General features: G+C 71.0%; 21 protein-coding genes. 14 read left to right on the top strand and 7 right to left on the bottom strand.

Annotated features, from left to right (window positions below; translation table 11 throughout):
- Positions 1–28 precede the first annotated feature (28 nt).
- Genes OV207_RS14245 through OV207_RS14235 form a run of 3 tightly spaced genes read left to right on the top strand, consistent with a single transcriptional unit; the run spans position 29 to position 5,470 of the window.
- Positions 29–2,557 (top strand): AAA family ATPase, encoded by a 2,529-nt coding sequence (locus OV207_RS14245; protein WP_267555812.1) that lies wholly within the window; start codon positions 29–31, stop codon positions 2,555–2,557.
- Positions 2,558–2,592: 35 nt separating this feature from the next.
- A complete protein-coding gene (locus OV207_RS14240) occupies positions 2,593–4,878 on the top strand; it encodes a vWA domain-containing protein (RefSeq protein WP_267555811.1) in 2,286 nt (761 codons plus the stop codon).
- A 22-nt stretch (positions 4,879–4,900) separates the two neighbouring features.
- Positions 4,901–5,470 (top strand): PspA/IM30 family protein, encoded by a 570-nt coding sequence (locus tag OV207_RS14235; RefSeq protein WP_267555810.1) that lies wholly within the window; start codon positions 4,901–4,903, stop codon positions 5,468–5,470.
- Positions 5,471–5,481: 11 nt separating this feature from the next.
- On the opposite strand, the gene OV207_RS14230 is transcribed toward OV207_RS14235, so the two are convergent.
- Positions 5,482–6,363 (bottom strand): DNA integrity scanning protein DisA nucleotide-binding domain protein, encoded by an 882-nt coding sequence (locus OV207_RS14230; RefSeq protein ID WP_193430715.1) that lies wholly within the window; start codon positions 6,361–6,363, stop codon positions 5,482–5,484.
- A 126-nt stretch (positions 6,364–6,489) separates the two neighbouring features.
- Between OV207_RS14230 and OV207_RS14225 the strand changes: the two genes are divergently transcribed.
- Positions 6,490–6,852 (top strand): TraR/DksA family transcriptional regulator, encoded by a 363-nt coding sequence (locus OV207_RS14225; protein ID WP_193430714.1) that lies wholly within the window; start codon positions 6,490–6,492, stop codon positions 6,850–6,852.
- An 88-nt stretch (positions 6,853–6,940) separates the two neighbouring features.
- On the opposite strand, the gene OV207_RS14220 is transcribed toward OV207_RS14225, so the two are convergent.
- Positions 6,941–7,708: an FHA domain-containing protein gene (locus tag OV207_RS14220; RefSeq protein ID WP_193430713.1), complete on the bottom strand. Its 768-nt coding sequence runs from the start codon at positions 7,706–7,708 to the stop codon at positions 6,941–6,943.
- Positions 7,709–7,818: 110 nt separating this feature from the next.
- Here OV207_RS14220 and OV207_RS14215 point away from each other — a divergent pair, with 110 nt between their 5' ends.
- Positions 7,819–9,504, top strand: a complete 1,686-nt coding sequence (locus tag OV207_RS14215) for a serine/threonine-protein kinase (protein WP_267555809.1) — start codon at positions 7,819–7,821, stop codon at positions 9,502–9,504.
- An 84-nt stretch (positions 9,505–9,588) separates the two neighbouring features.
- Here the strand turns inward: OV207_RS14215 and OV207_RS14210 are convergent, their stop codons facing one another.
- Positions 9,589–10,830, bottom strand: coding sequence for an FHA domain-containing protein (locus OV207_RS14210; RefSeq protein ID WP_267555808.1), 1,242 nt, complete (start codon positions 10,828–10,830; stop codon positions 9,589–9,591).
- Between the two features lie 161 nt (positions 10,831–10,991).
- Here OV207_RS14210 and OV207_RS14205 point away from each other — a divergent pair, with 161 nt between their 5' ends.
- On the top strand, positions 10,992–13,214 hold the full coding sequence (locus OV207_RS14205) for a RelA/SpoT family protein (RefSeq protein ID WP_267555807.1): 2,223 nt from the start codon (positions 10,992–10,994) through the stop codon (positions 13,212–13,214).
- Between the two features lie 81 nt (positions 13,215–13,295).
- Entirely contained in the window at positions 13,296–13,682 is a 387-nt protein-coding gene (locus tag OV207_RS14200) for a RidA family protein (protein WP_227028145.1), read from the top strand.
- Between the two features lie 85 nt (positions 13,683–13,767).
- On the opposite strand, the gene OV207_RS14195 is transcribed toward OV207_RS14200, so the two are convergent.
- On the bottom strand, positions 13,768–15,726 hold the full coding sequence (locus tag OV207_RS14195; RefSeq protein ID WP_267555806.1) for a DsbA family protein: 1,959 nt from the start codon (positions 15,724–15,726) through the stop codon (positions 13,768–13,770).
- A gap of 235 nt (positions 15,727–15,961) precedes the next feature.
- Here OV207_RS14195 and OV207_RS14190 point away from each other — a divergent pair, with 235 nt between their 5' ends.
- On the top strand, positions 15,962–16,192 hold the full coding sequence (locus OV207_RS14190) for a sulfurtransferase TusA family protein (protein ID WP_193430707.1): 231 nt from the start codon (positions 15,962–15,964) through the stop codon (positions 16,190–16,192).
- Positions 16,193–16,211: 19 nt separating this feature from the next.
- Here the strand turns inward: OV207_RS14190 and OV207_RS14185 are convergent, their stop codons facing one another.
- Positions 16,212–17,123 carry an ABC transporter ATP-binding protein gene (locus OV207_RS14185; protein WP_193430706.1) on the bottom strand — a complete coding sequence of 304 codons (912 nt, stop codon included), beginning with the start codon at positions 17,121–17,123 and terminating at the stop codon, positions 16,212–16,214.
- On the bottom strand, positions 17,120–17,989 hold the full coding sequence (locus tag OV207_RS14180) for an ABC transporter permease (protein WP_267555804.1): 870 nt from the start codon (positions 17,987–17,989) through the stop codon (positions 17,120–17,122). The genes OV207_RS14185 and OV207_RS14180 overlap by 4 nt, the downstream gene beginning before the upstream one ends.
- Positions 17,990–18,156: 167 nt before the next feature.
- Here OV207_RS14180 and OV207_RS14175 point away from each other — a divergent pair, with 167 nt between their 5' ends.
- The gene (locus OV207_RS14175) at positions 18,157–19,734 is read left to right on the top strand and encodes a penicillin-binding transpeptidase domain-containing protein (RefSeq protein WP_267555803.1); all 1,578 of its coding nucleotides are present in this window, start codon (positions 18,157–18,159) and stop codon (positions 19,732–19,734) included.
- 10 nt (positions 19,735–19,744) lie between these two features.
- On the opposite strand, the gene OV207_RS14170 is transcribed toward OV207_RS14175, so the two are convergent.
- Positions 19,745–20,938, bottom strand: a complete 1,194-nt coding sequence (locus OV207_RS14170; protein WP_193430703.1) for a DUF4388 domain-containing protein — start codon at positions 20,936–20,938, stop codon at positions 19,745–19,747.
- 21 nt (positions 20,939–20,959) lie between these two features.
- Here OV207_RS14170 and OV207_RS14165 point away from each other — a divergent pair, with 21 nt between their 5' ends.
- The 5 genes from OV207_RS14165 (at position 20,960) to OV207_RS14145 (ending at position 25,760) form a co-directional block, all read left to right on the top strand.
- Positions 20,960–21,238, top strand: coding sequence for a glutaredoxin family protein (locus OV207_RS14165; RefSeq protein ID WP_193430702.1), 279 nt, complete (start codon positions 20,960–20,962; stop codon positions 21,236–21,238).
- 120 nt (positions 21,239–21,358) lie between these two features.
- Positions 21,359–22,312, top strand: coding sequence for a GGDEF domain-containing protein (locus OV207_RS14160; protein ID WP_193430701.1), 954 nt, complete (start codon positions 21,359–21,361; stop codon positions 22,310–22,312).
- Positions 22,313–22,358: 46 nt separating this feature from the next.
- Positions 22,359–24,026 carry a sigma-54-dependent transcriptional regulator gene (locus OV207_RS14155; RefSeq protein WP_267555802.1) on the top strand — a complete coding sequence of 556 codons (1,668 nt, stop codon included), beginning with the start codon at positions 22,359–22,361 and terminating at the stop codon, positions 24,024–24,026.
- Between the two features lie 125 nt (positions 24,027–24,151).
- On the top strand, positions 24,152–24,955 hold the full coding sequence (locus OV207_RS14150) for an NAD-dependent epimerase/dehydratase family protein (RefSeq protein ID WP_267555801.1): 804 nt from the start codon (positions 24,152–24,154) through the stop codon (positions 24,953–24,955).
- 238 nt (positions 24,956–25,193) lie between these two features.
- Positions 25,194–25,760 (top strand): tetratricopeptide repeat protein, encoded by a 567-nt coding sequence (locus OV207_RS14145; protein WP_193430698.1) that lies wholly within the window; start codon positions 25,194–25,196, stop codon positions 25,758–25,760.
- Positions 25,761–25,771 lie beyond the last annotated feature (11 nt).

The raw sequence follows: 25,771 nt of genomic DNA, 5'->3' as shown, positions 1-25,771 counted from the left end.
GTCCTTCTCCGCTCTCCTCGGGCCCTCCGTGACCTCGCCTCCTCCCTACCTGCAGGCCGCCCAGTGCTTTCGTCGCTTCTTCGGGGAGCTCCGGGAGACGTATCTGGAGCGCGAGACGCTCTTCACGCAGATCGAGCTGGCGCTCCTGTGCCGGGAGCACGTGCTGGTGGTGGGGCCTCCCGGCACGGCCAAGAGTGCGGTGGCCAGCGCCGTCCTGGGCCGCATCACCGACGAGACGTCGGGGCTGCCCTCGCTGTTCTCCAAGCAGATCGCTGAATCCACCCTGCAGACGGACCTCATCGGGCCGGTGGACTTCAAGGTCCTCACGGAGACGGGGCGCACGGAGTACCTCACCGACGAGGGCATGCTGGGCTCGGTGCACGCGTTCCTGGACGAGGTCTTCGACGGCCGGGACATGCTGCTGCGCTCCATCCTCAACGTGATGTACGAGCGGGAGCTGAAGCACGGGCGCAAGGTGACGGCCGGCCGCACCGAGTGCGTCGTGATGACGAGCAACCGCTACCTCACGGACGTGCTCGCGCGCTCGCCGGAGCTGTTGCTGGCGTTCGCGGACCGGCTGAGCTTCATCTGCTTCGTGCCCAAGGCCTTCGCCCGGCGGGAGAGCCGCGCCGCGATGCTGCACCGCTTCGTGCACGGAACGCGGCCGGACCTGCGCGCCACGCTGACGTTGCAGCAGTTGGATCTGCTCCAGGACGCGGTGGCGCAGGTGAAGGTGCCCGGCAACGTGCTCGAAGGCGTGGAGATGCTGACGGACGCGCTGGAGCGCTCGCTGGTGGCGCAGGTGTCGAAGCTACCGGACTACGTGCCCACGAAGTACTTCTCCCAGCGGTCGGTGGTGAAGGCGCTGTGGACGCTGAAGGCGGCGGTGGTGCGCGATCAGATCTACCGCCGCCCGGACCGGTCGCTCGAGGCGACGGTGGAGGACCTGGACGCGCTGCGCTGGTTCTTCCTGCTCGGAGGCCCGCCCGCGGCGGAGGCGGACGCGCTGCTCAAGGCGGCGGTGGACCCCCGGGAGCGGGCGCAGCTGGAGATCGTCCGGTTGGAGCAGCGCACCTTCGACGAGGTGCTGGGCAAGGTGCGCCAGGAGCTGGGCGGGGGCGTGGAGCGGGAGGCGACGACGCTCGCGGCCACCGACGACGTGAACGCCGCGGAGGCGCTGAGTCGCAACTGGCAGGCGGGCGTGGTGTCCAGCACCGCGCGCGGCGTGCTGGCCAAGCTGGTGCCGGGCCCGCGCCACGGCCAGAACCGGGCGCCGCTGCTGGTCGCGGCGCGAGCGCTGGTGGCGGCGCTGGACCAGCGGCTGGCGCGGGGCATGGCGGGGCAGGGGGAGGGGAGGGGGGGCGTGGCGCTGCTCACCGCCATCCGCGACGTCCTGGAGCTGTGCCGGGCCGTGCCGGAGCTGCGGTCGGGCCACGCCGCGCTGTGCGAGGCGTCCGCGCGGTTCCTGGAGCAGGCGCTGGAGATGAGCGCGTCCGCGGCGGAGGGGCTGGCCTTCGAGGACGGCGTGAAGATGGAGTGGCTGGTCGGGCTCGCGGAGAACCTGGAGGAGGAGCTGGGGGTGATGGGCTCGCTGGCGGTGCTCCTGACGGAGACCGTGCCCGCCCTGCACGAGCCGCTGCGCGAGGCCGACCGCAACACGCGCCTCCGGGTGGTGACGGCGCTGCGGCGGCGGGTGTCGGCGGCGTTCCCCGCGGGGGCGTCCCGGGGGCGCAAGGATCCGCTGGATGCGCTCTCCGCGGACTCGCGGCGCCTCACGCAGCTGGAGAAGGCGCTGACGGCGTTGGACCCCTCGCAGGCGGGCTTGAAGCAGGAGCTGCTCAAGCCGCTGAGCGTGGCGTACGCGCGCGAGGTGCTGGGCGCGACCCCGTTCGAGCGCATCGAGCAGTATGGCCGCGCGGTGCAGGCGGTGGCGGAGAACCTGCGGCGCGAGGGCGTGACGGCCGAGCCGGTGCTCGTCGAGTGCCGCGACCTGATGGAGACGCGCCTTCGGGAGCACGCCCGCGTGCTGTCGCGCGAGGTGGCCAGTCCCCCGCCCGCGCCCACGGCGGTGCTCAGTGGCGAGGCGTACACCTACTACCGGGGCGAGCTGTCCACGCAGGCGCCGGATGGGGAGCTGGCGGCGCTGGTGGGGCTGGACAGTCAGTTGATGGCGGCGCGTCCCCCTTCCGCGGCGGCGTTCCTCTCCGACTCGGTGCGCGCGGCGATCGCGGAGGCGGAGCTGTCCTTCCTCCAGTCCCGCATCAAGTACCTGCGCAGCTGGTTGACGCAGTTGCTGTCCGCGCTGCCGACCCCGGAGTCCCTGACCGCGCGTGGCGACGCGGAGCGCACCTTCGAGCGACTGGTGCGCAGCCGCTTCCCGCTGCTCGCGCTCAAGGAGGGCGAGCTCGTGCGGCTCAAGGCCACCCTGGGCATCCTGGAGGCGCTCCCGGGCGAGCTGGGAGGCAGCGCGCGCAAGCTGACCACCCAGCTTCGCGGCATCGACGAGGACTTCGGGCGCTTCAGCCGGCAGGTGCTGGAGCGGCGGGCCGCGCTGTGAGCGTGACGCCCCTGGACGGAAGGCGGCGCTGAGACGTGCTGGCGCGGCGACTCACCCCGCTGAGGCAGCGCCTGGATGGGCTGCGGCAGCCCGCGGCACCGGGCCGGAGCGCCCCGGCCTGGTCCTGGCCCTTCGGGCGCAAGGTGAAGGGGCCGGAGGACCTGTCCCTGCCGGTGCTCGTGGCGCTCGACCGCGAGCTGGACCGGGTGGGCATCCACACCGCCGCGGACGCGCGGTTGCTGCTCGCGCTGGGCGCCCAGCGGGGCCGGGCCGGGGTGCTCGCGCAGGGGCTGGCGGGACGCGCGGCCCAGGCCCTGGAGGAGTTCGAGGAGGCGCTGCGCCGCGTGGAGAAGGCGCATCGCGCGGGTGCGCTTCCGGCGGGCGCGCTCACCTCGCTGGACCGGGGCTTCGTGCGACTGGCCCGCGCGGTGAAGGTGGCGGACCTCTTCGGACGTCCCCTGGAGCCGCTGGAGGAGGAGGCCCCCTTCGAAATCTTCGAGCGCCCGCCTGAGCCGGACCGGCAGCGGCCGCCGGTGAGCGCCCGGCTGGCCATCGCGGAGCTGCTGGCCACGCGCGCGCGCGAGAACGTCATCGACCTGGTGCAGAAGCGACGCGACCTGGACCTGGCCCATGAGCTGCTGCTGCGGCTGGGCACGGACGCGGATCGCGCGCGGAGCCTGGCGTTGCGCAACGACGTGGCGGAGGCGCGCGAGCGCGTGCGCGAGGTGCCGCCCACGCGCTCCCTGGAAGCGCTGGTGCGCGGCGTGCGGGAGACGGCCCACAAGGACCCCCGGGGCGCCTATCGGTCGTTGCAGGGCCTCTACGAGCGCGCCCTGGAGGCCGGGGACGCGGAGCTGGCGTCCAGGGCCCGCGGCGCGCTGACGCCCCTGCTGCCCCCGGAGCCCCGGTTGACGCGGATGGTGGAGGAGGCCGAGGCGCAGTCGCTGGTCCGGTGGCTGGGGGAGGCGGACGACGCGGCGGAGGACGGGGACGGGCGGGAGGAGGACGCGCCGGACGAAAGGCTCGCGGACCTGGCGTTCTCGCTCCAGCCGGAACAACTGGCGACGTTCGACCTGGCGGCCGGGTGCGCGCGCTTCTTCGACGTGGAGGATTCGCTCACCGAGGAGATCGTCGAGTCGAACGCCGCCGCCGCGCGAGCGGTCCCGCGCCAGGTGCCCTATCCGACGCAGACGATGTCGTTCTCCACGACGGGGAGCCTGGATGAGATCCACCAGTTCGTCATCACCGACCCGCGGCGGATCCTCCAGGACCTGGCCGCGCATCGGCAGCTGGTGCGCACCTACCTGGACGACGCGCCTCCGCCCAAGCCCCGAAAGGTGAAGCGCACCGCCGTGCGCGTCTACGTCTGTGACGCGTCCGGCTCCATGCATGGCGCGCGGGCGCGCTTCCGGGATGCGCTCATCATCGCGGAGCTCAACAACCTCCGCGTCAAGGCACGGCGCGACGAGGCCTTTGATCCGCTCTACTTCAGCTTCTTCAACGACGTGCCCACGGAGCTGGCCCGCGTGGACACCGCCGCGGAGGCGACGCGGCAGATTGAGAAGCTCTTCCGCGACTCGCCCGCCGAGGGGCAGACGGACATCTCCCTGGCCCTCCTGTCCGCGTTCGACTCCATCCGCGCCGCGCAGGGCAGGGACCCGTACCTGGCCCGCGCCACGGTGGTGCTCATCACCGACGGCGAGGACCGCGTGGACCTGGACCTCATCCGCCGCACCCGCGCGCCGATGGGCGCCCTGGACATCGCGCTGAGCTTCATCTCCCTGGGCGAGGAGAACGCCGACCTCAAGTCCCTGGTGCTCGAACAGCGCGCCGCCGGGGGCCGCGCCTTCTACCACCCGCTCTCCGACGAGGAGATCCGCTGGGCGCGCACCGAGTTCGACACGCCCTGGCGCACGCTGCTGCCGCGCGACGTCCCCGCCACGCTGGAGGCGCTGGAGGCGCTGGGCCCGCACCTGGACGCCCTGGAGGCGGTGGCGGCGGGGCGCGTGCCCCAGGCCGGCGTGGCGGTGGAGGCCTCCTTCGACGCGCTCTTCCCGGCCGCGCCGGCGCCGTCCCCGGGGGCGGAGGCCGCTGGCGCGGACCTGGCCGCGCGCGTGGCGGACATCCTGGAGGCGGTGGGGGAGGCCGCGTCGCTGGCGCCCACGGACCGGCGCGCGACGGAGAGCGTGGTGCTGCTGCAGCACCTGCTGTCCGTCTATGGACTGACGCCCGCCCGCTACCTCTCGGTGCTGTCCGGCGGCGCGCCCCCGGTGGTGGCCGCCCTGGAACGGGTGAGACTGCTCTGCCGCCCGTTCGGGTAGGCTGCGGGCCAGGACACGCGCCATGTTCGGCTTCCTCAAACGCAAGAAGACGCCCCCGGCGTCCGTGGATCCGTTGGCCACGTTCGACCGGCTCATCGAGGACCTGGAGCGGCAGGCGGCGGAGGTGCGCAAGTCCGCCGCCACGCTGCTCGCCCTCAAGGGGGAGCTGGCCCGAGGCGTGACGCGCTACACGGCCCGCCTGGCCGACATCGCCGGCCGGCGCCAGACGGCGCAGGAGCGGGGGGACGCGAAGGGCGTGGGCGTGCTGGAGCGCGACCGCGTGCAGACCGAACGCCTGCTGGAGTCCACGCGTGAGTCCCTGCGCCGCGCGGAGCGGGACTCGGGGCTGCTCCTCTCTGCGGCCGGAGAGCTGGGCGAGCGCGTGGCGGACCTGCGCATCGAACGGGAGAGCGCCTCCGCGCGCATGGCCGTGGGCGGCGTCGTCACCGACGCGCTGCGCGAGCAGGTGGAGCGCTTCGACCGGGTGCTCGCGCTGGAGGCCGCGCGCGACGAGGTGGAGAAGGCGCACGCCCTGGCGGACATCTACCGCGAGGAGCACGGCGCCGCAGCGCCACCCGAGCGCGTGAAGTAGTCACGCCCGCGTCAGGAGCGCCGCGCCGTCTGGTGCAGCTCCAGCACGATGCTGCCGCCCTTGAGCAGCCGCACCGCCCCGGAGGTCTGGCTCACCACCAGCGCGATGCAGTGCGTGGTGGAGGTGATGCCCGCGGCGGCCGCGTGCCGGGCGCCCAGGCCCAGGGGAATCTTCACCGTGTCGTCGTTGGCGGACAGGTAGCGGCCGGCGGACAGCACGACACCGTCCTCGCGGATGACGAACGCGCCGTCCAGCACGGAGAAGTTCTTGATGGCGTCTCGGATCTTCGGGTCGAGCACGTTGCGCTCGGCCTCCGACAGGCCCTGGAACGGGTTGATGGTGAGCTGCCGGCTCTTCTCCAGGACGCTGGTGTGGTCGCCAATCGTGATGATGGTCCCGATGGGGTGACCCTCGAAGCCCTCCTGGCCTATCTGGAGCGCCAACTGGAGCAGCGCGTCCACCACCTGCGAGTTGAACTCGTCGCCCAGCTTCACGCCCTCGATGGCCAGCCGGTCGTCCAGCGAACCGCCGATGCGCATCTGCATCAACGTGTCCGGTGCCCGACCCACCTTTCCCGTCATGCACAACACCAGGTCGCCTTCCTTGAAAGCGCCCTGGGAAAGCGCGGACACGAGCGCTACCTTTACCCGCTCGGTGCGCGAGTAGTCGTAGGCGGGAATGACGAGCGCGCGTACCTTCTTGCGCTGGTGCTCGTGCGCCAGCGCTTCCAGCGTCACCGCGTACACCAGCTTCTTGCGGGCAGGACGACCCCGCAGGTCCTCGGGAGGAATGGGTGTGTCACAGATGTAGAGGAAGTGATCGACGTCGCCCTTGGCGGCCAGTGTCAGAGCCGAGCGCAAGAATTCCCGATCGAACTTCGTGTTGTCGCTCAAGCCGCCCCTCGTGCACTACAATTTGAAGCAGGTCAGCTTGACACTGCAAGGTGCATGAATAAAGCTTTCGGGCCCTTTTTTTCAGGGGCCAGGCCCCCTCTACCCGCCCCACCTGGAGCGCAGGCTGTGAACCAGAAAGATCTCAAGCGTTACAAGAAGATGCTCGAGGACAGCAAAGCGAGCCTGCTCGAGAGCGCGAAGAAGACCCTGGTGGAGGAGTCTTCGTTCGACACGGACGACCTGCCGGACGAAATCGACCAGGCCGCCTCCGAGTACACCCAGTCCATGGTCTTCCGTCTGAGGGACCGCGAGAAGTTCCTGCTGCAGAAGATCGACGGCGCGCTCAAGCGCGTGGAAGACGGCACCTTCGGCGTCTGCGAGCGCTGCGAGGAGGACATCTCCCCCAAGCGTCTGGATGCGCGTCCGGTGACGACGCTCTGCATCCGCTGCAAGGAAGAGCAGGAGAAGAAGGAGAAGTCCTACGGCTGACGCCGGAGCGTGAAGTGTGCTGGCCGCACGGGCCTGGAAGCGCCGTGCGGCCTTGCCTTCAAGTCACGGGGCCACGCGGGACGTCCGCTCAGGCGACGACGGGCTGGATCTCCACGCGCAGCAGCTGACGGCCGATGAGGAAGTGGTCGCCGTTGTCCACGAACGTCGGTCCGGCGAGCCGGATGAACGTGCCGTTGGACGAGCCCACGTCGCGCACCATCAGCCGGTCCCCCCTCACCTGCAGGAGCGCGTGCCGCCCGGACACGAAGCCGTCCGTGGGGAAGGCGATGTCGCCCTGTTCGCGACCCAACAGGTTGTCGCCGTCCTTGAGCGGGAAGGCCGCGCCGCGCAGGCCGCCCTCCAGCAGTTGGATGAGCCGCAGCCGGTAGCCGGGATCCGGTGAACCCCACACCTGCGTGCCGCCGGGCCCGAGCGCCGCGGTGGGGATGGGCTCCAGCACCAGGCGCTGACGGCCCAGGCGCAGCTCTCCGCCGGCGGGCAGCTCGCGCTCCTGCCGCAGGCGCACGAAGACGCCGTTGGCGCCGCCCACGTCCTCCACGGCGAGCCGCGCGCCGGAGAAGAAGAAGCGGGCCTGCACGGGCATGATGAAGGGGTCGTCGTTGAGCGCGATGTCCGCCTGCTGGCCGCAGGTGAGGGTGTCGCGCTGCATGCGCACGAGGGACTCGGGGCCGCCGTCCGCCCGCACGACGCGGATGGACACCTGCGGGCGCGAGGAGACGTGCGCCACGGCCATCACCATCGTTCCGGAGCGCAGCGCCGAGCCGCAAGCACGGCATACGGTGGCATCCCTGGAATTCTCGGTGTCACAGCGGGGGCAATAGTCCACGGCGTCCATGAGAGGCCCCCTTCTAGCAGGCTGGAGCGGCGTTGGGGGCCCGGTGCGCATGGCTTGCTCCACACCCGAGGGGCGTGGTGAAGTCCCGGCCCCACCCACTGGACGCTGACGTGTACTGCCCTTCCTGCGGCGCCGACGCCGAAGACTCTTCCCGCTACTGTCCCGCCTGCGGCGCTACGTTGTTGCGCGCGGCGGAGGGCGGCGACGAGTACGTCGGCAAGACGATTGCCTCCAAGTACCGGGTCGAGGCCCTCATTGGCGAGGGCGGCATGGGCAAGGTGTACCGGGCCCGCCAGCTCGCGCTCGACAAGGTGGTGGTGCTGAAGGTCCTGCGCCACACGCTGCTGTCGGACGAGCGCACCGTCGCGCGCTTCCAGCGCGAGGCCAAGGCGGCCAGCCGGCTGAACCACCCCAACTCCATCAGCGTGCTGGACTTCGGTCAGGCGGACGACGGCGCGCTCTTCATCGCGATGGAGTACGTGTCCGGGCAGGACCTGCATCAAATCCTCAGCCGCGAGTGGCCGCTGGGCGAGGCGCGCGTGGTGCGCATCGTCCTGCAGATCCTCAACGCGCTGTCGGACGCGCACGGCGCGGGCGTCATCCACCGGGACCTGAAGCCCGAGAACATCATGGTGGAGCAGCGCCGCAACGAGCCGGACTTCGTGAAGGTGCTGGACTTCGGCATCGCGAAGATCACCGACGTGCAGGACGAGGGCCCGGCCCTCACGCGCGCGGGCTTCGTGTGCGGCACGCCCGAATACATGTCGCCGGAGCAGGCGCGCGGCGCGGTGCTGGACTACCGCTCGGACCTGTACGCGGTGGGCGTCATCCTCTACCAGCTCACCACGGGCCTGCTGCCCTTCGAGTCCGATTCGGCGGTGGGCTTCGCCACCAAGCACCTCACCGAGGAGCCGCCCCCGCCCACGCGCCGCCGTCCGGACGCGCGCATCTCCCCGGGCATGGAGCGCCTCATCCTGCGCGTCCTGTCCAAGGACCCGGATGACCGGCCGGCTGACGCCGCGGCGTTCAAGGCGGAGCTGCTCGCGGTGGACAAGGAGCGCAGGCGCGGCGGTGCGAGCGACACCGCGCCCCGCCGTCCGCAGGCCTCCAACGTGCTGGCGCCCCTTCCGCGCAAGTCCCAGGCCGCCCAGAACCAGGACGCCCGGAGGAACAACACCGGCTGGAACGACGTGACGGTGGAGGCCACGGTGCGGGCCCTGCCGGACGCGCGCAAGCCCGTGTCCGAGGAGGCCACGCAGGCGCTCGACGCCAGTCGGATCAGCCGCACCGCCGAGTCCGCGTCGGCGGGGGGGGAGGGGTTCATCCTCTTCTTCAAGGTGCTCACCACCCTGCTGGTGCTGGGGGCGGTGGGCTTCTTCGTCTACTACTTCGGCATTGGCGCGGGCAGCGGCGGGGAGAGCACCACGTACCTGCCGGCCAACGCGCCCCGGCAGCTCAACGCCGGCACGGATCCGAACCAGGCGCCTGAGTACCTGCGGCAGATTCCGAGCGCCTCGCGCAACGTGGACCGGGCCCGCAAGCTGACGCAGGACGGGGACCGGGACGTGCTCACGGGCGAGCTGAGCCGCGCGACGGCGAGCTACAAGGAAGCCTTCAGCTACAACCCGGAGGCGGAGCTGGCCCTCAAGCTGGGCGAGCTGTACTGGCAGCGCGACCAGACGGACGAGGCGCGCGGCTGGTGGGAGCGCCACCTCCGGGACATGCCGGACTCCAAGGCGCGCGCGTACATCGACCAGCGGTTGAGCGGCGGCGTGGCCCGCCCCTCGGCACCCTGAATCAAGAAGGGCTGACCCCGGACCCAGGGCGGCCCTCTCCGAAGCCAGGGGCCCGCCTTCGAGCCGGGCCGCGGCCCGCGCGCTTCAGCCGAGCGTCTCCACCTGCACCACGTGCTGGCCCAGGCGGACCCGGTCCCCCGGGCGCAGGAGCCGCTCCGTGGCGGGGGGGATGCGCACGTAGGTGCCCAGGCCGCCGGACAGGTCGCGCAGCATCGCGCCCGTCGCGGTGGGGCTCAACTCGCAGTGCCGGCCCGCGAGCCCCTCGTCATGCGGGTACGCCAGGTCGCAGTGGGCCTGCCCGATGGTCAGCAGCGCCGCGGCCGTCACCACCGCCCGGCCCGCCCGGCCACCCATGTGCACCTCCTCCACGCCGTACAGCGCCTGGCCCAGCGGCACCGGCGAGCCGTACAGGTTGGGGCGGCCGGCGACGGGCGGCGGCGCCTCCACGCGGCCGGTGAAGCGGAACAGCCGCTGGCCGGCGCTGAAGAGGGCGCGCGGCGCCAGGGGCTCCGTGCCGGAGAAGGTGACGTAGACGCCGGAGGCGCTCGTCTCATCCCGGACGTAGAGGGCGCCGTCCTTCACCAGGAAGGTGGCGTGCAGCGGCGACACGAAGACGTCGTCGGGGAAGAGGATGGCGCCGCGCTGGCGGCCCACCACGCAGCCCGTCACCGGCAGCTTGTAGCGCTGGCCGCGCGTCGTCCCGGCGATGACCGCCAGCCCGAAGCGCGACGCCACCGGAGGAGGGCGCGCGGCCGGGTTGGAGCCCGTGGGCACCGGGCCCGGCGCCGCCGGGGCGGTGGGGGGCAGGGTCGGGGGGCTGGAGCGGGCGGGCGGGGCACCGTCGGCCGTGGTTGGCAGGGTGTTGCCCGTGCTCGGGCGGCCCGGCAGGGCGCTGTCGGGCACCGGCGGGGGCGGGCGGGTGTTGGCGGGCGGCAGGGCCGGGCCGTAGCCCGCGCGGGGGGCCGGGACACCGGGTGCGCCGGGGGCGGGCGGCGGCGCGCGGCGGGCCTCCACCATCAGGCCGGCGGCGGCGGTGGGCGGCGGGGTGCGCGCCGAGGGCTTGAGCCCGGGGGGCACCTGGCTGGGGTGCAGCGGCGACACCGCCGGAGCGGGGACCTCTCCAGGGCGCGGGAAGCTGGCCACCGCCACGGGCCGGCCCGGGGGCGGCGTCACGGGGCGCGCCGCCACGGGGGCGGGCGTCGGGCGGGGGGCGGCGGCCTCTTCCAGCGCCTGGCCGCAGAGCACACAGGTGGCCGAGCGTGGCGGGTTGTACCCGTCACAGTGCGGGCAGACCACCGGGAGCGCGGACAGCAGGAGCTGAGACATGGACGGAGGGCCAATCTAGGGGGGCGTGAAACGTCGGGTCAATGAAAGCCGGCAGCCCGGGGCCGCCGGCACTCCCGACTCCAACGCCCGTGAAGGAAGGACGATGTTCCAGGGGAACGTTGCCCCTGATGTTTGACGCAGTTACGATTGTCACCGCCTCGATGATTCGCCTGAACGACATCCTGCAGCGGGTTGCGTCGTACCACCCGGACCCCGACCTGGACATCATCAAGAAGGCGTACGTCTACTCGGCCAAGGTCCATCAGGGGCAGCTCCGGAAGTCCGGTGAGCCCTACCTGATTCATCCCCTGGAGGTGGCGGGCATCCTCGCGGAGCTGAAGCTGGACGAGGCGTCCATCGTCACCGGCCTGCTCCACGACACCATCGAGGACACGCTCGCCACGGCGGAGGAGCTGACGGAGCTGTTCGGGCCGGAGGTCGCCCAGCTGGTGGACGGCGTGACGAAGCTGTCCAAGTTCTCCGCGTCCGCGACGCTCTCCCAGGAGGAGAAGCAGGCGGAGAACTTCCGCAAGATGATCATCGCGATGGCGCAGGACATCCGCGTCATCCTCGTGAAGCTGGCGGACCGCACGCACAACATGCGGACGCTGGATCACATGTCCGAGGAGAAGCAGGCCCGCATCGGACAGGAGACGCTGGACATCTACGCGCCCCTGGCCAACCGGCTGGGCATCTCCTGGATCAAGACGGAGCTGGAGGACCTGTCCTTCCGCTACGTGAAGCCCCAGGAGTTCTTCGCGCTGGAGGAGCAGCTCAACAAGCGCAAGAAGGAGCGCGAGGCGTACATCGAGGACACCTGCGACCTGATGCGCGCCAAGCTCCAGGAGCGCGGGCTCAAGGGCGACGTCAGCGGCCGCTTCAAGCACGTCTACAGCATCTGGAAGAAGATCAAGTCGCAGGGCATCGACTTCGATCAGATCCACGACATCATCGCCTTCCGCATCATCGCGCCCGCCGTGCCCGCCTGCTACGAGGCGCTGGGCATGGTGCACCAGATGTGGAAGCCGGTGCCGGGGCGCTTCAAGGACTTCATCGCCATCCCGAAGCCCAACATGTACCAGTCCCTGCACACCACGGTGATTGGTCCGTTGAGCGAGCGCGTGGAGGTGCAGATCCGCACCGCGGAGATGCACAAGATCGCCGAAGAGGGCATCGCCGCGCACTGGGCCTACAAAGAGGGCCGCGCGCCCATCTCCAAGGACGACGAGAAGTTCGCCTGGCTGCGCCAGCTCATGGAGTGGCAGCAGGACCTCAAGGACCCCAAGGAGTTCCTGGAGACGGTGAAGGTGGACCTCTTCACCGACGAGGTGTTCGTCTTCACGCCCAAGGGCGACGTGCGCAGCCTGCCGCGCGGGGCGACGCCGGTGGACTTCGCGTACGCCATCCACTCGGACGTGGGCGGGCGGTGCGTGGGCGCCAAGGTGAACGGGAAGATCGTCCCCCTGCGCTACAAGCTGAAGAACGGCGACACGGTGGAGGTCCTCACCAGCCCGCAGGCGCACCCGTCCAAGGACTGGCTCACCTTCGTCAAGACGAGCCGCGCGCAGCAGCGCATCCGCGGCTTCATCAAGCAGCAGCAGCGCGACAAGAGCCTCCAACTGGGCCGCGAGCTGGTGGAGCGCGAGTTCAAGCGCTTCCAGCTCAACTTCAACAAGCAGATGAAGTCCGGCGAGCTCAAGAAGGTCGCCGAGGAGCTGGGCTTCCGCGTCGAGGACGACCTGCTGGTGGCCATCGGCTACGGCAAGGTGACGCCGCAGCAACTGGTGCAGCGAATCGTGCCGCAGGACAAGCTGGCGCAGGTCGAGCCGCCCCCGCGTCCGGACGCCGGCAACGGGACGGGCAACGGCAACGGCAACGGCAACACGTCCATGCTGCCGGGCCTGTCGCGCATGACGGACCTGGCCAAGCGGCTGGTGGGCCGCAACAGCCGCAGCGGCGTCCAGATTGGCGGCGTGGACGACGTGCTGGTGCGCTTCGGGCGCTGTTGCAACCCCGTTCCCGGGGACCCCATCGCGGGGTTCATCACCCGGGGGCGGGGCGTGACGGTGCACACGGTGGGGTGTGAGAAGGCCCTGGCCACCGACCCCGAGCGGCGCGTGGACGTGTCCTGGGACGTGAAGGGCGACTTCAAGCGGCCCGTCACGCTGCGCGTGCTGACGGCGGACCGCCCCGGCCTGCTGGCGGACATCACCCACACGTTCTCCAAGAAGAGCGTCAACATCTCCCAGGCGAACTGCCGGGCCACCGGCGATGACCGGGCGGTGAACACCTTCGAGGTCACCATCTCCGACCTCAAGCAGCTCACGGACCTGATGCGCTCCATCGAGCGGTTGACGGGCGTCTACTCCGTCGAGCGAATCTAACCCCGGCCCGGATGTGCTACAGCGCGCGGCGGACCCGCGGCCCCCAGTCCTTTCGGGGCCGCCTCACCCGAGGTGTGCTGCATGGCGCGCAAGGCAATCCACTCCGATGACGCCCCCAAGGCCATTGGCCCTTACTCCCAGGCCGTGCAGGTGGACGCCGGGAAGCTGACGTTCCTGTCCGGGCAGATTCCCCTGGACCCCAAGACGATGGAGATGGTCCCCGGGGACGTCGTCGCGCAGGCGGAGCGCGTGATGGAGAACCTCAAGGCGGTGCTCGCCGCCAGCGGCCTGGACTTCTCCCACGTCGTGCGCTGCACCATCTTCCTCACCGACCTGGGCGACTTCGCCAAGGTGAACGAGGTGTACGGCCGCGCCTTCACCGGCGCGCCCCCGGCCCGCGCCACCGTGCAGGTGTCCGCGCTGCCGCGCGGCGCCAAGGTGGAGATCGACGCCATCGCCGTCTCCTGAGGCCCTGGAAACACGAAGGCCGTCGGTTCCCAGCGTGGGAGCCGACGGCCTTCTGTGCTTCAGACGGCGGTGGGGTGGAGGCGGACTACTTCGCGTCCGCCGCGACGGCCACGCCGGCCTTCTTCAGCTCCTCGTCGATGACCTTCTTGAAGGCGTCGAAGGGCTGGGCGCCCACGAGGGTGCGGCCGTTGATGAAGAAGGTGGGCGTGCCGTTCGCGCCCACGGCGGAACCGGCGGCCATGTCCGCTTCGATCTGCGCGTCGAACTTGCCGCTGTCCATGGCGGACTTGAACTTCGCCATGTCCAGCTTCAGCTCCTGCGCGTACTTCTCCAGGGACGCGCGATCCAACGCGCGCTGGTTGGCGAAGAGCTTGTCGTGCATCTGCCAGAACTTGCCCTGCTCGTGGGCGGCCATGGAGGCCTGGGCGGCGCCCTTCGCGTGCTGGTGGAAGGACAGCGGCTGGTGCTTGAAGGCGATCCGCACCTTGCCCTCGTAGGCCTTCTCCACCTGGTCGAGCGTGGGCACCGCGCGGCTGCAGAACGGGCACTCGAAGTCGGACCACGCGACGATGGTCACGGGTGCCTTGGCGGGACCGCGCACCGGGGCGTTGCCCACGTCCACCTTCTGCACGGCCGGCTCGGCGGGCGCCGCGGGGGCGGCCGGGACGGCGTTCACGTTGTCCTGGTTCAGCTTGGCGTAGAGGTCCTCCGCCTTGGTGCCGGCGGCGAGCGCCTTGTCGGCCTTGGCGATCTCCTCGTCGATGAGGGTCTTGAAGGCCTCGAAGGGCTGCGCGCCCGACAGGAAGCGGCCGTTGACGAAGAAGGCCGGGGTGCCGTTGGCGCCCACCGCGCTGCCCGCCTCAGAGTCCGCCGTCACCTTCGCGCTGTACTTGCCGCTGTCCAGCGCCGCCTTGAACTTCGCCGTGTCCAGCTTCAGCTCCTGGGCGTACTTGTCCAGGGAGGCGCGGTCCAGCGCGCGCTGGTTGGCGAACATCTTGTCGTGCATCTCCCAGAACTTGCCCTGCTCGTGCGCCGCGAGCGACGCCTGGGCGGCGATCTTCGCGTTCGCGTGCATGGGCAGGGGCTGCTGGCGGAACACCACGCGCACGTCCTTGCCGTAGGTCTCCTTGATGCGGTTGAGCGTGGGCACCACGCGGCTGCAGAACGGGCACTCGAAGTCGGACCACTCCACGATGGTGACCTTCGCGGTGGCCGGGCCGAAGGAGGGCGCGTCCGCGGGGATCTCGATCTTCTTCGCGGCGGCGGCGGGCTCCGCGGCGCCCTGGGCGGGACGCGCCGGGGCGCGCTCGACGCCCTTCGCGATGGTGTTCGCGTAGACCTGACCGGGGGCGACGCCGCTCTTCACCAGGGCTTCGGCCTTGGCGAGCTCCTCGTCGATGAGGCTCTTGAAGTTCTCGATGGGCTGCGCGCCCGACAGGAAGCGGCCGTTGACGAAGAAGGCCGGGGTGCCGTTGGCGCCCAGCTGCGAGGCCAGCGCCTGCTCCTTGGCGATGACGTCGGACAGACGGGAGGCGGTCATGTCCTCCTTCCACTTGGCGACGTCCAGGCCGATGTCCCGGGCGTACTTCTCCAGGCTCTCCTCATCCAGCTTCTTCTGGTTGGCGAAGAGCTTGTCGTGCATCTCCCAGTACTTGCCCTGCTCACCGGCCGCGAGCGCCGCGAGGGCCGCGGGCTTGGCGCGCGCGTGGAAGGACAGCGGGTTCTGGCGCATCACCACGCGCAGCTTGCTGCCGTAGTCCTTCTGGAGCTGCACGACGGTGTTGTGCGCGCGGCTGCAGAACGGGCACTCGTAGTCGGAGAACTCCACGAGGGTGACGAGCGCGTTGACGCTGCCCTTCACCGGTGCGCCGTCGATGGGCACCTTGAAGACGGTGGGGTCCACCTGCCGGGCGCCGGGCTTGGCCGCCTGCGCGACGGTGGGCGAATTGCCGGGGGTGGCGGGCTTCGAGCCGCTGGCGGCACGGCCGCCAACGAACCCGAGCACCAGGCCCACCAACAGGGCCACGATGACATTGGGCTTCATGGGTTGGGAATGCTCCTGCGCCATAGGTCCGACTCCGAGGGCCCAAGCGGGTATCTGGGTAGGGAAAGGGCGGGGTACTTAACAGAGGGAATTCCAGACACGCAAGCCGCGAAGACCGCCTGCATCCGCCACGTCTGGAGGGTCCCGAAGGGGCGGACAACGACGCGGGGTGCAGCAAAATTCCCTCTCACGGCATGTCCGCGTGCGTTTGGTGTCCATGTCAGGATGCGAGCCCATGGAAGCCGGTGTGCGCGTGGATACCTCCGGGGCCTTCTGCCCGGTGCCCATCCTGGAGATCGCCAAGGCGATGCGGCGCCTCCCCCCCGGGACGCTGGTGGAGCTGGTGTCCACCGACCGGGGCCTGGAGGCGGACCTGCCCGCGTGGTGCGAGGCCACCGGCAACGAGCTCGTGCGCCTGGAGCGCCGGGGCGCCCACTATGTGGGCTGGGTGCGCAAGGCGGGGTGAGCGTCCGTGGGGCGCGGTCCTACAAGAGCTGGAGGACGCGGTCTTCCAGGCGGCGGCCCCGGCTGACGCCGAGGATCAGCGTCTGGTGCTGGATGAGGTGGCCCACGGTGCGGCTGATGACCTCCTCGGCCTTGTGGGCCTGGCCGTCGAAGCGCACGCACAGCACGTCGGCGCCCTCCATCCGCGCGCCGATGACGCCGGGCAGGGAGGTGATCTCCGGGAGGATGACGTCGCCCCGGGCAATCTGGACGCGGAACTCGGCGCCCTGGCCGGTGAGCTCCGACATGGTGCCCGCCTGCGCGAGCGACCCCTTGTCGAGGATGGCGGCCGCGTCGCACAGCTCCTCCAGCTCCTGGAGGTTGTGGCTGGAGACGACGACGGTCTGGGTGCCCTTCATGTCCTTGATGACCTGACGCACCTGGGCGGCGATGCGCGGATCCAGCCCGGCCGTGGGCTCGTCCAGGAGCACCAGGGGCGGGCGGCCCATGAGGGCCTGGGCCATGGCGGCCCGCTTGGCCATGCCGTGGCTGAGCGCCTGGGTCTGCACCTGCCAGGCCTCCATCAGGCCCACCTTCTCCAGGGCGCCGCGCGCTTCGTGCTCCGGCTGGGGCAGGCCGGACAGGCGGGCCCAGTACATGAGCAGCGCGCCCACCTCCCAGCCCGGCGGCAGCACCGCGTCCTGGGGCAGCGCGCCCACGCGGCCCTTGAGGGCGCCGGGCGTGGTGGGCGACACGCCCATCACCTGGAGCGAGCCCTCGGACGGGTAGAGGTAGCCGCACATCATGGAGAAGGTCGTCGTCTTGCCGGCGCCGTTGGGGCCAATCAGGCCGAAGACGTCGCCCTGGCGCACCTGGAGGCTCACCGCGTTGACGGCGACCTTGGGGCCGAAGTGCTTGGAGACGCGGGTCAGTTCAATGGCCAGCTCGCTCACAGGTCCCTCGCGCGCAGGACGCCGTAGGCGCCCCCCAGGAAGATGGCCGCGAAGGCGGCGTAGGCCGCGCCGCTGCTGGCGAACTCGGCCAGCTGCGGGTGCAGCAGGTTGCCCGAGTAGTAGGACGGGGACAGGTAGCGCACGAAGCGCAGCAGGCTGGTGTCCGCCACCGCGCGTCCCACGGAGTCCATCAGCCAGAAGACGAACAGCAGGATGAAGTTGAAGACGAGGCTCACCGCCGGGCTGCGGAACAGGCTGGAGCACAGGGTGGTGAGGGCCACGTACGCCAGCGAGAAGACGATCGTCGCGCCCCAGAACTTCAGCAGGTTCACCACCAACAGCCCCATGGCGAAGTCGGGGTTGAGGATGCGCGCGTAGACGAAGATGGCCAGGTCGATGATCAGCACCAGCCCCAGCAGCAGCGTGGCCTGCGACAGGAACTTGCCCATCAGCACCGACGAGCGGCGCGCGCGCACCGTGAGGTAGCGGATGGAGCGCGGGCCCACCTCGCCGCTCACCTGGTCGAAGCCCATCAGAGCGATGTAGGCCGGCAGGAAGAAGAGGGTGATCTTGAAGACCACCAGGACGACGATGGGCACCTGCGACAGGGCCTGCATCATCGCGGTGTCGTTGCTGGTGAGGAAGCCCAGGACGCCCTGGTGCATCTCGTCCGCGGCGCGCGCGGTGGCCTCCGCGTCCGCGCCAGCGGCCATCAGCTTGTCGTTCACCTGGGTCTGCAGCTCGCGGGTGACGAAGCCCACGACGAGCAGCACCAGCGCGGAGAACATGCTGTAGAGCCCGAGCAGCACGAGCGCGCGTCCGCTGCGCACCGCCCGGCGCAGCTCCGCGGCCCAGATCACCACCATCTCTTTAGGTCCGTCCAAGGTGCACAGGACCCTACTGGACCTCCGGTCACCTTCCCAGGTTTCTCCTGGACGAAGGCAGCAGTCGAGGGAGCAAGCCGTGGACAGCGCGCCCTCAGCGGCTACGATTCGCCGGCCTGCTCCCTGCCCCCCAAGGAGAGCCCCGACGCATGACGATTCGCCGCTTCCTCGCCGCCCTGCCGCTGTTCCCCCTCACGATGCTGCTGGGCGCCTCGGCCCCGGACGCGGGGGGCGCGCCGTCCGCGGCCCTCACCCCTTCGGATGCCCAGGCGCTGGCCGCGGCGGTGAACGCACTGGAAGCGGATGCGGGCCCTGCCGGCGCCCGTGCCCTGGTGGAGCGGGTGGAGGCCGCGCAACGCGTCCCCGGGACCGCGACGACGGCCGGGTTGGCTCCGGACGCTGGCGCTCCGGTGGCGCAGGGGGCCGGTGCCCCGGATGCGGGCGCTCACGTCGCGGCTTCCCTGGCTGTGGATGCTGACGGGGGCGCGGCTCCGGATGGGCAGGGCGTGGACACGCGCCCCGTGGATGCCCGCGCGCTGGCGGAGGCGCTGGCCGCGAAGGAGGACGTCTCGTTCGAGCCCGGCATGGTGCCGCCGTCGCCGGTGCCCTCGCGGGAGAAGGCGCCGCCGTTCGGCAAGATGCAGGGGCTGCCCCGGGCGCAGGACCTGGTGGCGCGCGCGAAGCTGGATGGCGGCAAGCTCGTCGTGAAGGGGACCAAGAGCGCGCCGGATCAGGTGCTCACCATCGACCCCGGGCTCCAGGCGTCGCTCACGAAGATCATGCAGAACTACCAGGTGCCCTACGGCGCCGCGGTGGTGCTGGAGCCCTCCACCGGCCGCGTCCTGGCCATGGCCGAGCACTCCGAGGCGAAGCCCGAGCTGCGCGGGCTGCCCGTGCGCGCGGTGTTCCCCGCCGCGAGCATCTTCAAGATCGTCACCGGCAGCGCGCTGCTGGAGGCCGGCGTGGCCCCGGAGACGGAGTCGTGCTTCTACGGCGGCAAGCGCAGCCTGTCCGCGCGGCAGTTGGAGGACAGCGACCGCGACGGCGCCTGCTATTCGCTGGCGCTGGCCATGGGCAAGAGCGCCAACGTCATCTTCGCCAAGATGACGAACAAGCACCTGAGCGCGGACGCCCTCAAGCGGATGGCCGCGCGCATGCGCTTCAACCGGGAGATCCCCTTCGCCCAGCCGCTGGACGTGTCGCTGGCGTACATCCCGGAGGACGGCTTCGCGCTGGCCAACACCGGCGCGGGCTTCGGGGACGTGTACCTGTCGCCGCTGCACGGCGCGCTGCTGGCCGCGGTGGCCGCCAACGAGGGCCGCTGGGTGGATCCGGTGCTGGTGGAGCCGGAGCCCTTCATGTCCATGCCGGAGCCGGAGCCCGTGCTCACGCCCACCGCCGCGCACGCCCTCACGCGCATGCTGGAGGAGACCGTCACCCACGGCACCGCGCGCAGCGTGTTCCGCGAGCGCGGCTTCCAGGTGAAGGACGCCGTGGGCAAGACGGGCACGCTCGCGGACCGCGAGCCCTTCCGCGACTACTCGTGGTTCGTCGGCTTCGCGCCCAAGGACAACCCGCGCGTGGCCGTGGCCGCCCTCATCGTCAACGAGCCCAAGTGGCGCATCCGCGGCTCCTACCTGGGCCGCGAGGCCCTGCGGCTGGCGCTGGAGCGGCTCCCCGCGCCCGTGGAGGTGACGGCCCCGGCCGGCGCCGCCGGCAAGCACTGAGCGGCGCGACTCAGGACAGCGGACGCAGGGTGAGCTTCACGAGCTCCGTGTCCACGAAGCCCTGGAAGAACTTCAGCGCTTCCAGCTCCTGCAACGGTGAGACGTGCACGATGGCCGCCACGTCCCGCTTCCCGTCGATGCGCGACAGCAGGTAGCGCTCCGGGGATGACAGCGGCAGCGTCTTCAGATGCGGCGGGGACACCCGCAGCGTCGGCACGCGCGAGGGCTCCATCAGCGCCTTGCGCAGCTCCGCGAGCAGCCGGGCCTCCGCGTCGCGCAGCAGCTTCTGGGTGTGCTCGGTCGGCGCGATCTCATGCGCCCGGCGGGCCAGGGCCTCGCCGTCGCGCAGGTTGCCCGCGTCCAGGAAGAGCTGGGCCGCCTGGAGCACCTCGTCCGACGAGGACTCGGAGCCGATGACGCCGCCCCCGTTCTCGTCGTCGTCGTCCTCCTCCACCACCACCACGGTGGGCGTGCTGCGCTCCGGGGCGGGCAGGGGCGCCTCGTCCGACACCTTCAGCGCGTCCTGCCGGTAGAGCGCGTACAGGCGCTGGTAGAGGAAGAAGTCGGTGGCGTGCAGCGCCAGCGCGATGCCGTCGATGCTCAAGCCCTCCCTCGCCAGCTGGACGATGCGGTCATCCAGGCTGCCCGCCTTGCGGTCCATGAGCTTGCGCTCGTCCACCTCCAGCCGCACCGCGCCGGAGGGGAACACCGCGCGGATGGCCTGCCACGCCGTCTCGCGGAACTCGCCCTCGCGGTGCACGTCCAGCAGGTCCACGCTGACGTCCAGGCCCTCCAGCTCCGGCGCGACGTCCGTGGCGCGGAAGTCGAAGCCGCCTTCCTCCCAGGTGAAGGCGTCCAGCAGCATCTCCCGGAACTTGTGGGAGAGGGTGGTGCGCACGGTGGCTTCCGACACCGAGCCCGTCATCGTCAAAATCTTCCCCAGGAGGATCTGCGTCTGCGCCTGGGTGGCGAACGCGCGCTCCAACTGGTCCTCCGTCAGGTGCCCCATGTTGATGAGGAACTGACCGAAGTATTCGCGGGGCTGGTTGGAGCTGGCGGTGATGACGTGCCCGTCGCGCAGCAGCAACTGCTTGCGCACGTCTCCCCGCTCCACGTTCAGGGTGCCGGTGGCCCGGCGATTCCCGAGGTGGACGACCAGGTCCTTGAGGGGCATCGTCGAAAAATCACCAGACACGCCGCGCATCGCGCGCGCATCCTGCAACGCATGCGTGTCGATATCTACTCGAAACCCCGGTGCTCCCTCTGTGAGAAGGCCCTCGCGGTGGTGGAGGAGGTGAGGGCGCGTCTGCCCTTCGAGCTCTACGTCACCGACATCCTCCAGAGCCCCGAGCTCTTCGAGACCTGGCGCAACGACATCCCGGTGGTGCTGATTGACGGCACCCCCGCCTTCAAGCACCGCGTGGAGGCCCCGGTCCTCGAAGCGCTCCTCCGTGAGGTGATGAATGGCACACCCATTGCTAAAACCGTGGGCCAGGATGGGTAACAAAGTGCCCTTCATCAAGAAATCCGGGGGGATACGAAGGGCGCAAGAGGAATGAGGCTGTAAATCTGGGCGGTCAGGAGGGCGGGTGGGGCAGAAAATGCTGGAAAGGAGGGCACGGCGGTGGGTCTGAAGCGCAAGCGGACGGGAAAGTCGGGGCAGCCTCCTACGGTGTTGCTGGTGGAGCCGCGAGCAGAGGACCTGGAGCGCACCCGGGCGCTCCTGGGCGAGGCAGGCTTCCGCGTGGTTCCGCTCACGCGCTTCGACGCGGCGGTGCCGCTCTTCGAGGTGATCCGCCCGGACGCGGTGCTGCTGGCCGCGCAGCCGCCGGACTACGCGGCGGTGCAGACGGCGCGGCGCCTGCGGCAGGTGAGCCGGGGCACGGTGCCGATGATGTACCTGGTGGATTCGCACGACCGGGACGCGTGGCGCTTCTGCGTGGAGAAGGGGCAGTGCGTGGACGTGGTGCCGCGCGCGGTGGACGGCGCGGAGCTGTCCATGAAGCTGCACGCGCAGATGCGGCTCAAGCAGTCCGTGGAGCGCGCGGCGACCGGTGAGGAGGCCGGCACGGCGCTGGCGCTGCATGATCCGGTGACGGGGCTCTACAACCGGCCCTTCCTGCTGGCCCTCATCGGCCTGGAGGCCCGGCGGACGGAGCGCTACGGGGGCACCTTCTCCGTGGTGGCGGCGGAGGTGGCCGGGTGGAGCGCGCTTCGCAAGGAGCACGGCAAGGCGATGGCGGAGCGGCTGCTCGTCTACAGCGCGGTGGTGTTGGGACAGACGGTGCGGGAGGCGGACGCGGTGGCGCGGGTGGGGGACAGCGAGTTCGCCATGCTGCTGCCGGGCACGCCCGCGGAGTCGGTGCCGGAGGTGCTGGCGCGGGTGGAGGCCCGGTTCGAGGCGGCGCGGTTCCAGATGGAGGGGCGCGTGGTGCGCACGGCGCTGGAGCTGGGGGCGGTGAGCTTCCCGGACACGGTGGGGGCGCCCACCCAGCTGCTGAGCGCGGCACTGCAGACGTTGAGGCGTACACGCGAGATTCGGCGGGCGGCCGGTCCGACCCGACTGTTGTCGGTTTGATGAAGTTCACGAGGATTTGATGCACAGGGCGAGCGGAGGCGTGGGGATGGATCGGATCGCGGTGCTGGTGGTGGATGACGAAGAGTCGGTGCGCACGTTCCTGTCCGAGCTGCTGGGCAGCTCGGGGTACCAGGTGCGGTGTGCGTCGAGCGGTTCGCAGGCGCTGGAGATGCTCTCCGGTGGCTCGTTCGACGCGGTGCTGCTGGACGTGGTGATGCCGGAGATGAGCGGCCTGGAAGTCCTGCGCCGCTACCGCGGCAATGGCGGCAACGCCCCGGTCATCGTGCTGAGCGCGCTGTCCGGCGCGGACGACGCGGTGCGGGCGCTGAAGATGGGCGCGTCCGACTATCTGGCGAAGCCCTTTGGCAACGACGAGCTGCAGGACGTGCTCGCGCGTGCGCTGGGGACCCGCGTGCCGGAGCGCCAGATCTCGGCGCCGGCGCCCGCGCCCCGCGTGATGCTGACGTCGGCGGAGGCCGCGGCCGAGGCGCGCGTGCTCATCTCCACGTCGCCGGCCATGCGCCGGGCCCGCGCGCTGGTGGAGCGCATCGCGGACACGGACGTGCCGGTGCTGCTGCTCGGTGAGTCCGGCACGGGCAAGGAGGTGATCGCCCGGGAGATCCACGCGCGCAGCCAGCGTCACGGCCGCCCCTTCATCAAGGTGAACTGCGCGGCGCTGCCCGGGGAGCTGCTGGAGAGCGAGCTGTTCGGCCACGAGCGCGGCGCCTTCACGGGCGCCACGGCGGAGAAGCCGGGCAAGTTCGAGCTGGCGGACCAGGGCACCATCTTTCTGGACGAGATTGGCGAGATGGCCATCCGCCTCCAGGCGAAGCTGCTCCAGGTGCTGCAGGACGAGGAGTTCTTCCGCGTCGGCGGCAAGAAGAGCGTCCGCGTGGACAGCCGCGTGGTGGTGGCGACGAACCGCGACCTGGAGAAGGAGATCGCGCTCGGCAACTTCCGCGAGGACCTCTACTACCGCCTCAACGTCGTGGCCATCCGCCTGCCGCCGCTGCGCGAGCGCCGCGAGGACGTGGTGCCGCTCACGGACCACTTCCTGAAGAAGTACGGCAAGGGCTTCATGTCGGGCGTCTCCGAGCTGCCGACGGAGGTGCTGCACGCCTTCACGGACTACGAGTGGCCGGGCAACGTGCGCGAGCTGGAGAACATGGTTCGCCGCCTGTGCGTGCTGAAGGACCCCACGCTGGTGCTGGACGAGATCCGCGGCGGTGGCCGCACCCCGGCGAGCGCCCCGTCGCTGCCCACGTCCTTCGCGGGGGACGACTTCAGCGCTCCGCCTTCGCGCCACTACGACGAGCCGGCCCGCGTCTTCGCGGCCCCTCCGTCGCACGGGGCCTCCTCGAACTCCGGCGTGCAGGTGCTGGAGATGCCCGCGCGCGGCACGATGACGCCCCCGCCGGTGGCGCTGGTGACGGACGCCTCGCCGTTCAACGCCGTGACGCCCCAGCGCTACGCCAACCCGTTCGACGCGCCTCAGCCGCCGCCTCCGCCGCCTCCGGCCGGGGAGCTGTCGCTCAAGGACATTGGCAAGCGCGCCGCGATGCTCGCCGAGCGCGAGGCCATACTGGCCATGCTCCAGCGCACCGCGTGGAACAAGCGTCGCGCCGCCGGCAAGCTGCGCATCAGCTACAAGGCCCTGCTCTACAAGATCAAGGAGTGCGGCATCATCGATCCCCGCGCGAGCGCCGAGTTCTAGCGCCGCGTCCTCGCGCCCCCGAAGGGCGCGGGCGGAGTTCTTGAGTGAGACGGCCCTCCTTCCGGATGACGGAAGGAGGGCCGCTTGCTTGCGCGGGACGGGGGATGCCCGGTATCGCGGAGGCCATGACCGCTCCGCTCGTCCTGCTCGGCTGTGGCTACACGCTCACCCGCTTCGCCCTGGAGGAGGTGAGGTCCGGCCGTGAGGTCCTGGCCACGACCCGGGATGCCGCGCGCCGCGCGGTGCTGGAGGGCGCGGGTGTCCGGGTGCTGTCGCTCGATGAGGCGCTGGCCCGTGCCGGGGGCGCGCACGTCGTGGACTCGGTGCCCCCCGAGGCCGGACTGGATGCGCGCTTCGCGGACGTGCTGTCGCGGGCCCGGCCTTCGCGGCTCGTCTACCTGTCGTCCACGGGCGTGTATGGCTCCGCGCGCGGTCCCGTGGATGAGGCGACGCCGGTCGACACGACGTCTTCGAACGCCCGGGCCCGGCTGGAGGCGGAGGCGCACTTCCTCCCGCTGGGGGCGAGCGTGATGCGGGTCGCGGGCATCTACGGCCCGGGGCGCGGAACTTCCGGGCGGCTGAAGGCGGGCACGCTGCGCATCCCTGAGTCCGGCGGGGGCCGGCTGTCCCGTGTCCACGTGGACGACCTGGTGGAGGCCATCCGCGTGGTGCTCCAGCGCGGGGCCCCCGGCGACGTGTACTGCGTGGCCGACCGGCGCCCCGCGACCCAGGAGGAGACGGCCTCCTGGCTCTGCCAGCAGCTGTCCCTCCCCATGCCGCCCCGGGTTCCCCTGGCGTCGCTCCATGAGTCCCTGCGCGGGGACCGGGCCATCCGCGGCGCGAAGCTGGAGGCCCTGGGCTGGACGTTGCGCTACCCGGACTTCACCACCGGCTTCATCGCGGCCCTGGAGGAGGAAGCGCGGGGGTGACTCCGCGCGCGGTCGTTCCAGGGGGAGGCCCGTCGTGCCGGTTTCCGACAGTGGCGAATGTCCGACGGCGCAAACGGTCGTTCCCACGAGGTGCGCGCGCGTCATCAGCCGAACGCGATGGGTGCCATCAGCCGGAAAAGGGGACGGGCTTTGCGAAGCGGCGTCCCCCGGTGACAGGCTTGCGCTTTCGGGCCGCGTGCTGACGCGCGGCCCCGGCAACCTGTTCCCTGGGGGAACGATGTCCAGGTCGTTGTTGTTCGCGGCATTCAACGAGGGCGTCCACCGTTCCATGGCCGGCAACCACGAGGCCGCGGTCCAATCCTTCGACCAGGTCCTCGCCGTGGATCCGCGCCACTTCCCCGCGCTCACCGCCAAGGCGTCCGCGCTCAAGCAGCTGGGCCGCACCGCGGAGGCGCTGAAGGGCTTCCAGCGCGCCAGCGAGCTGGACCCCGCCGCCGCCGACCCCCTGCGCGAAGCCGCGCTGTGCCAGCTGGAGCTGGGAGAGCCCGAGGCCGCCGCCCTCCTGATGGAGCGCGCCGTCCAGCTCAACCCCACCCCCGGCTACCGGGAGGCCGCCGCCGTGGAGGTCTACCACCTGGGTAACGCGCTGCTGACGCAGGGCAGGCGCCCGGACAAGGCCCGCTACCGGCTGGCCCGCCAGGTCTTCGAGCTGGCCCTCGAGCTGTCCCCCGCCTACGTCGAGGCCGCCAAGGCCCTGGCGGACGTGTGGGAGCACCTGGGGGACCCTACCCAGCAGGAGCACTACACACACCTGGCGACCCGGCTGCGCCCCGCTTCCTCCTGAGCCGCCCTGCT

Origin of the sequence: Corallococcus sp. BB11-1 (assembly GCF_026626625.1) — a bacterium.
Lineage (GTDB): Bacteria > Myxococcota > Myxococcia > Myxococcales > Myxococcaceae > Corallococcus > Corallococcus soli.
This window is presented reverse-complemented; position numbering and strand designations above follow the sequence as displayed.

What these genes read in the sequence shown, in the direction of transcription:
- OV207_RS14190 (WP_193430707.1), top strand. Translation starts at nt 15,962, where the DNA reads ATGGAAGCCGGTGTGCGCGTGGATACCTCCGGGGCCTTCTGCCCGGTG.
- OV207_RS14150 (WP_267555801.1), top strand. Translation starts at nt 24,152, where the DNA reads ATGACCGCTCCGCTCGTCCTGCTCGGCTGTGGCTACACGCTCACCCGC.
- OV207_RS14165 (WP_193430702.1), top strand. Translation starts at nt 20,960, where the DNA reads ATGCGTGTCGATATCTACTCGAAACCCCGGTGCTCCCTCTGTGAGAAG.
- OV207_RS14235 (WP_267555810.1), top strand. Translation starts at nt 4,901, where the DNA reads ATGTTCGGCTTCCTCAAACGCAAGAAGACGCCCCCGGCGTCCGTGGAT.
- OV207_RS14220 (WP_193430713.1), bottom strand. Translation starts at nt 7,708, where the DNA reads ATGGACGCCGTGGACTATTGCCCCCGCTGTGACACCGAGAATTCCAGG.
- OV207_RS14195 (WP_267555806.1), bottom strand. Translation starts at nt 15,726, where the DNA reads ATGAAGCCCAATGTCATCGTGGCCCTGTTGGTGGGCCTGGTGCTCGGG.
- OV207_RS14210 (WP_267555808.1), bottom strand. Translation starts at nt 10,830, where the DNA reads ATGTCTCAGCTCCTGCTGTCCGCGCTCCCGGTGGTCTGCCCGCACTGT.
- OV207_RS14180 (WP_267555804.1), bottom strand. Translation starts at nt 17,989, where the DNA reads ATGGTGGTGATCTGGGCCGCGGAGCTGCGCCGGGCGGTGCGCAGCGGA.
- OV207_RS14170 (WP_193430703.1), bottom strand. Translation starts at nt 20,938, where the DNA reads ATGCGCGGCGTGTCTGGTGATTTTTCGACGATGCCCCTCAAGGACCTG.
- OV207_RS14155 (WP_267555802.1), top strand. Translation starts at nt 22,359, where the DNA reads ATGGATCGGATCGCGGTGCTGGTGGTGGATGACGAAGAGTCGGTGCGC.
- OV207_RS14145 (WP_193430698.1), top strand. Translation starts at nt 25,194, where the DNA reads ATGTCCAGGTCGTTGTTGTTCGCGGCATTCAACGAGGGCGTCCACCGT.
- OV207_RS14205 (WP_267555807.1), top strand. Translation starts at nt 10,992, where the DNA reads ATGATTCGCCTGAACGACATCCTGCAGCGGGTTGCGTCGTACCACCCG.
- OV207_RS14200 (WP_227028145.1), top strand. Translation starts at nt 13,296, where the DNA reads ATGGCGCGCAAGGCAATCCACTCCGATGACGCCCCCAAGGCCATTGGC.
- OV207_RS14175 (WP_267555803.1), top strand. Translation starts at nt 18,157, where the DNA reads ATGACGATTCGCCGCTTCCTCGCCGCCCTGCCGCTGTTCCCCCTCACG.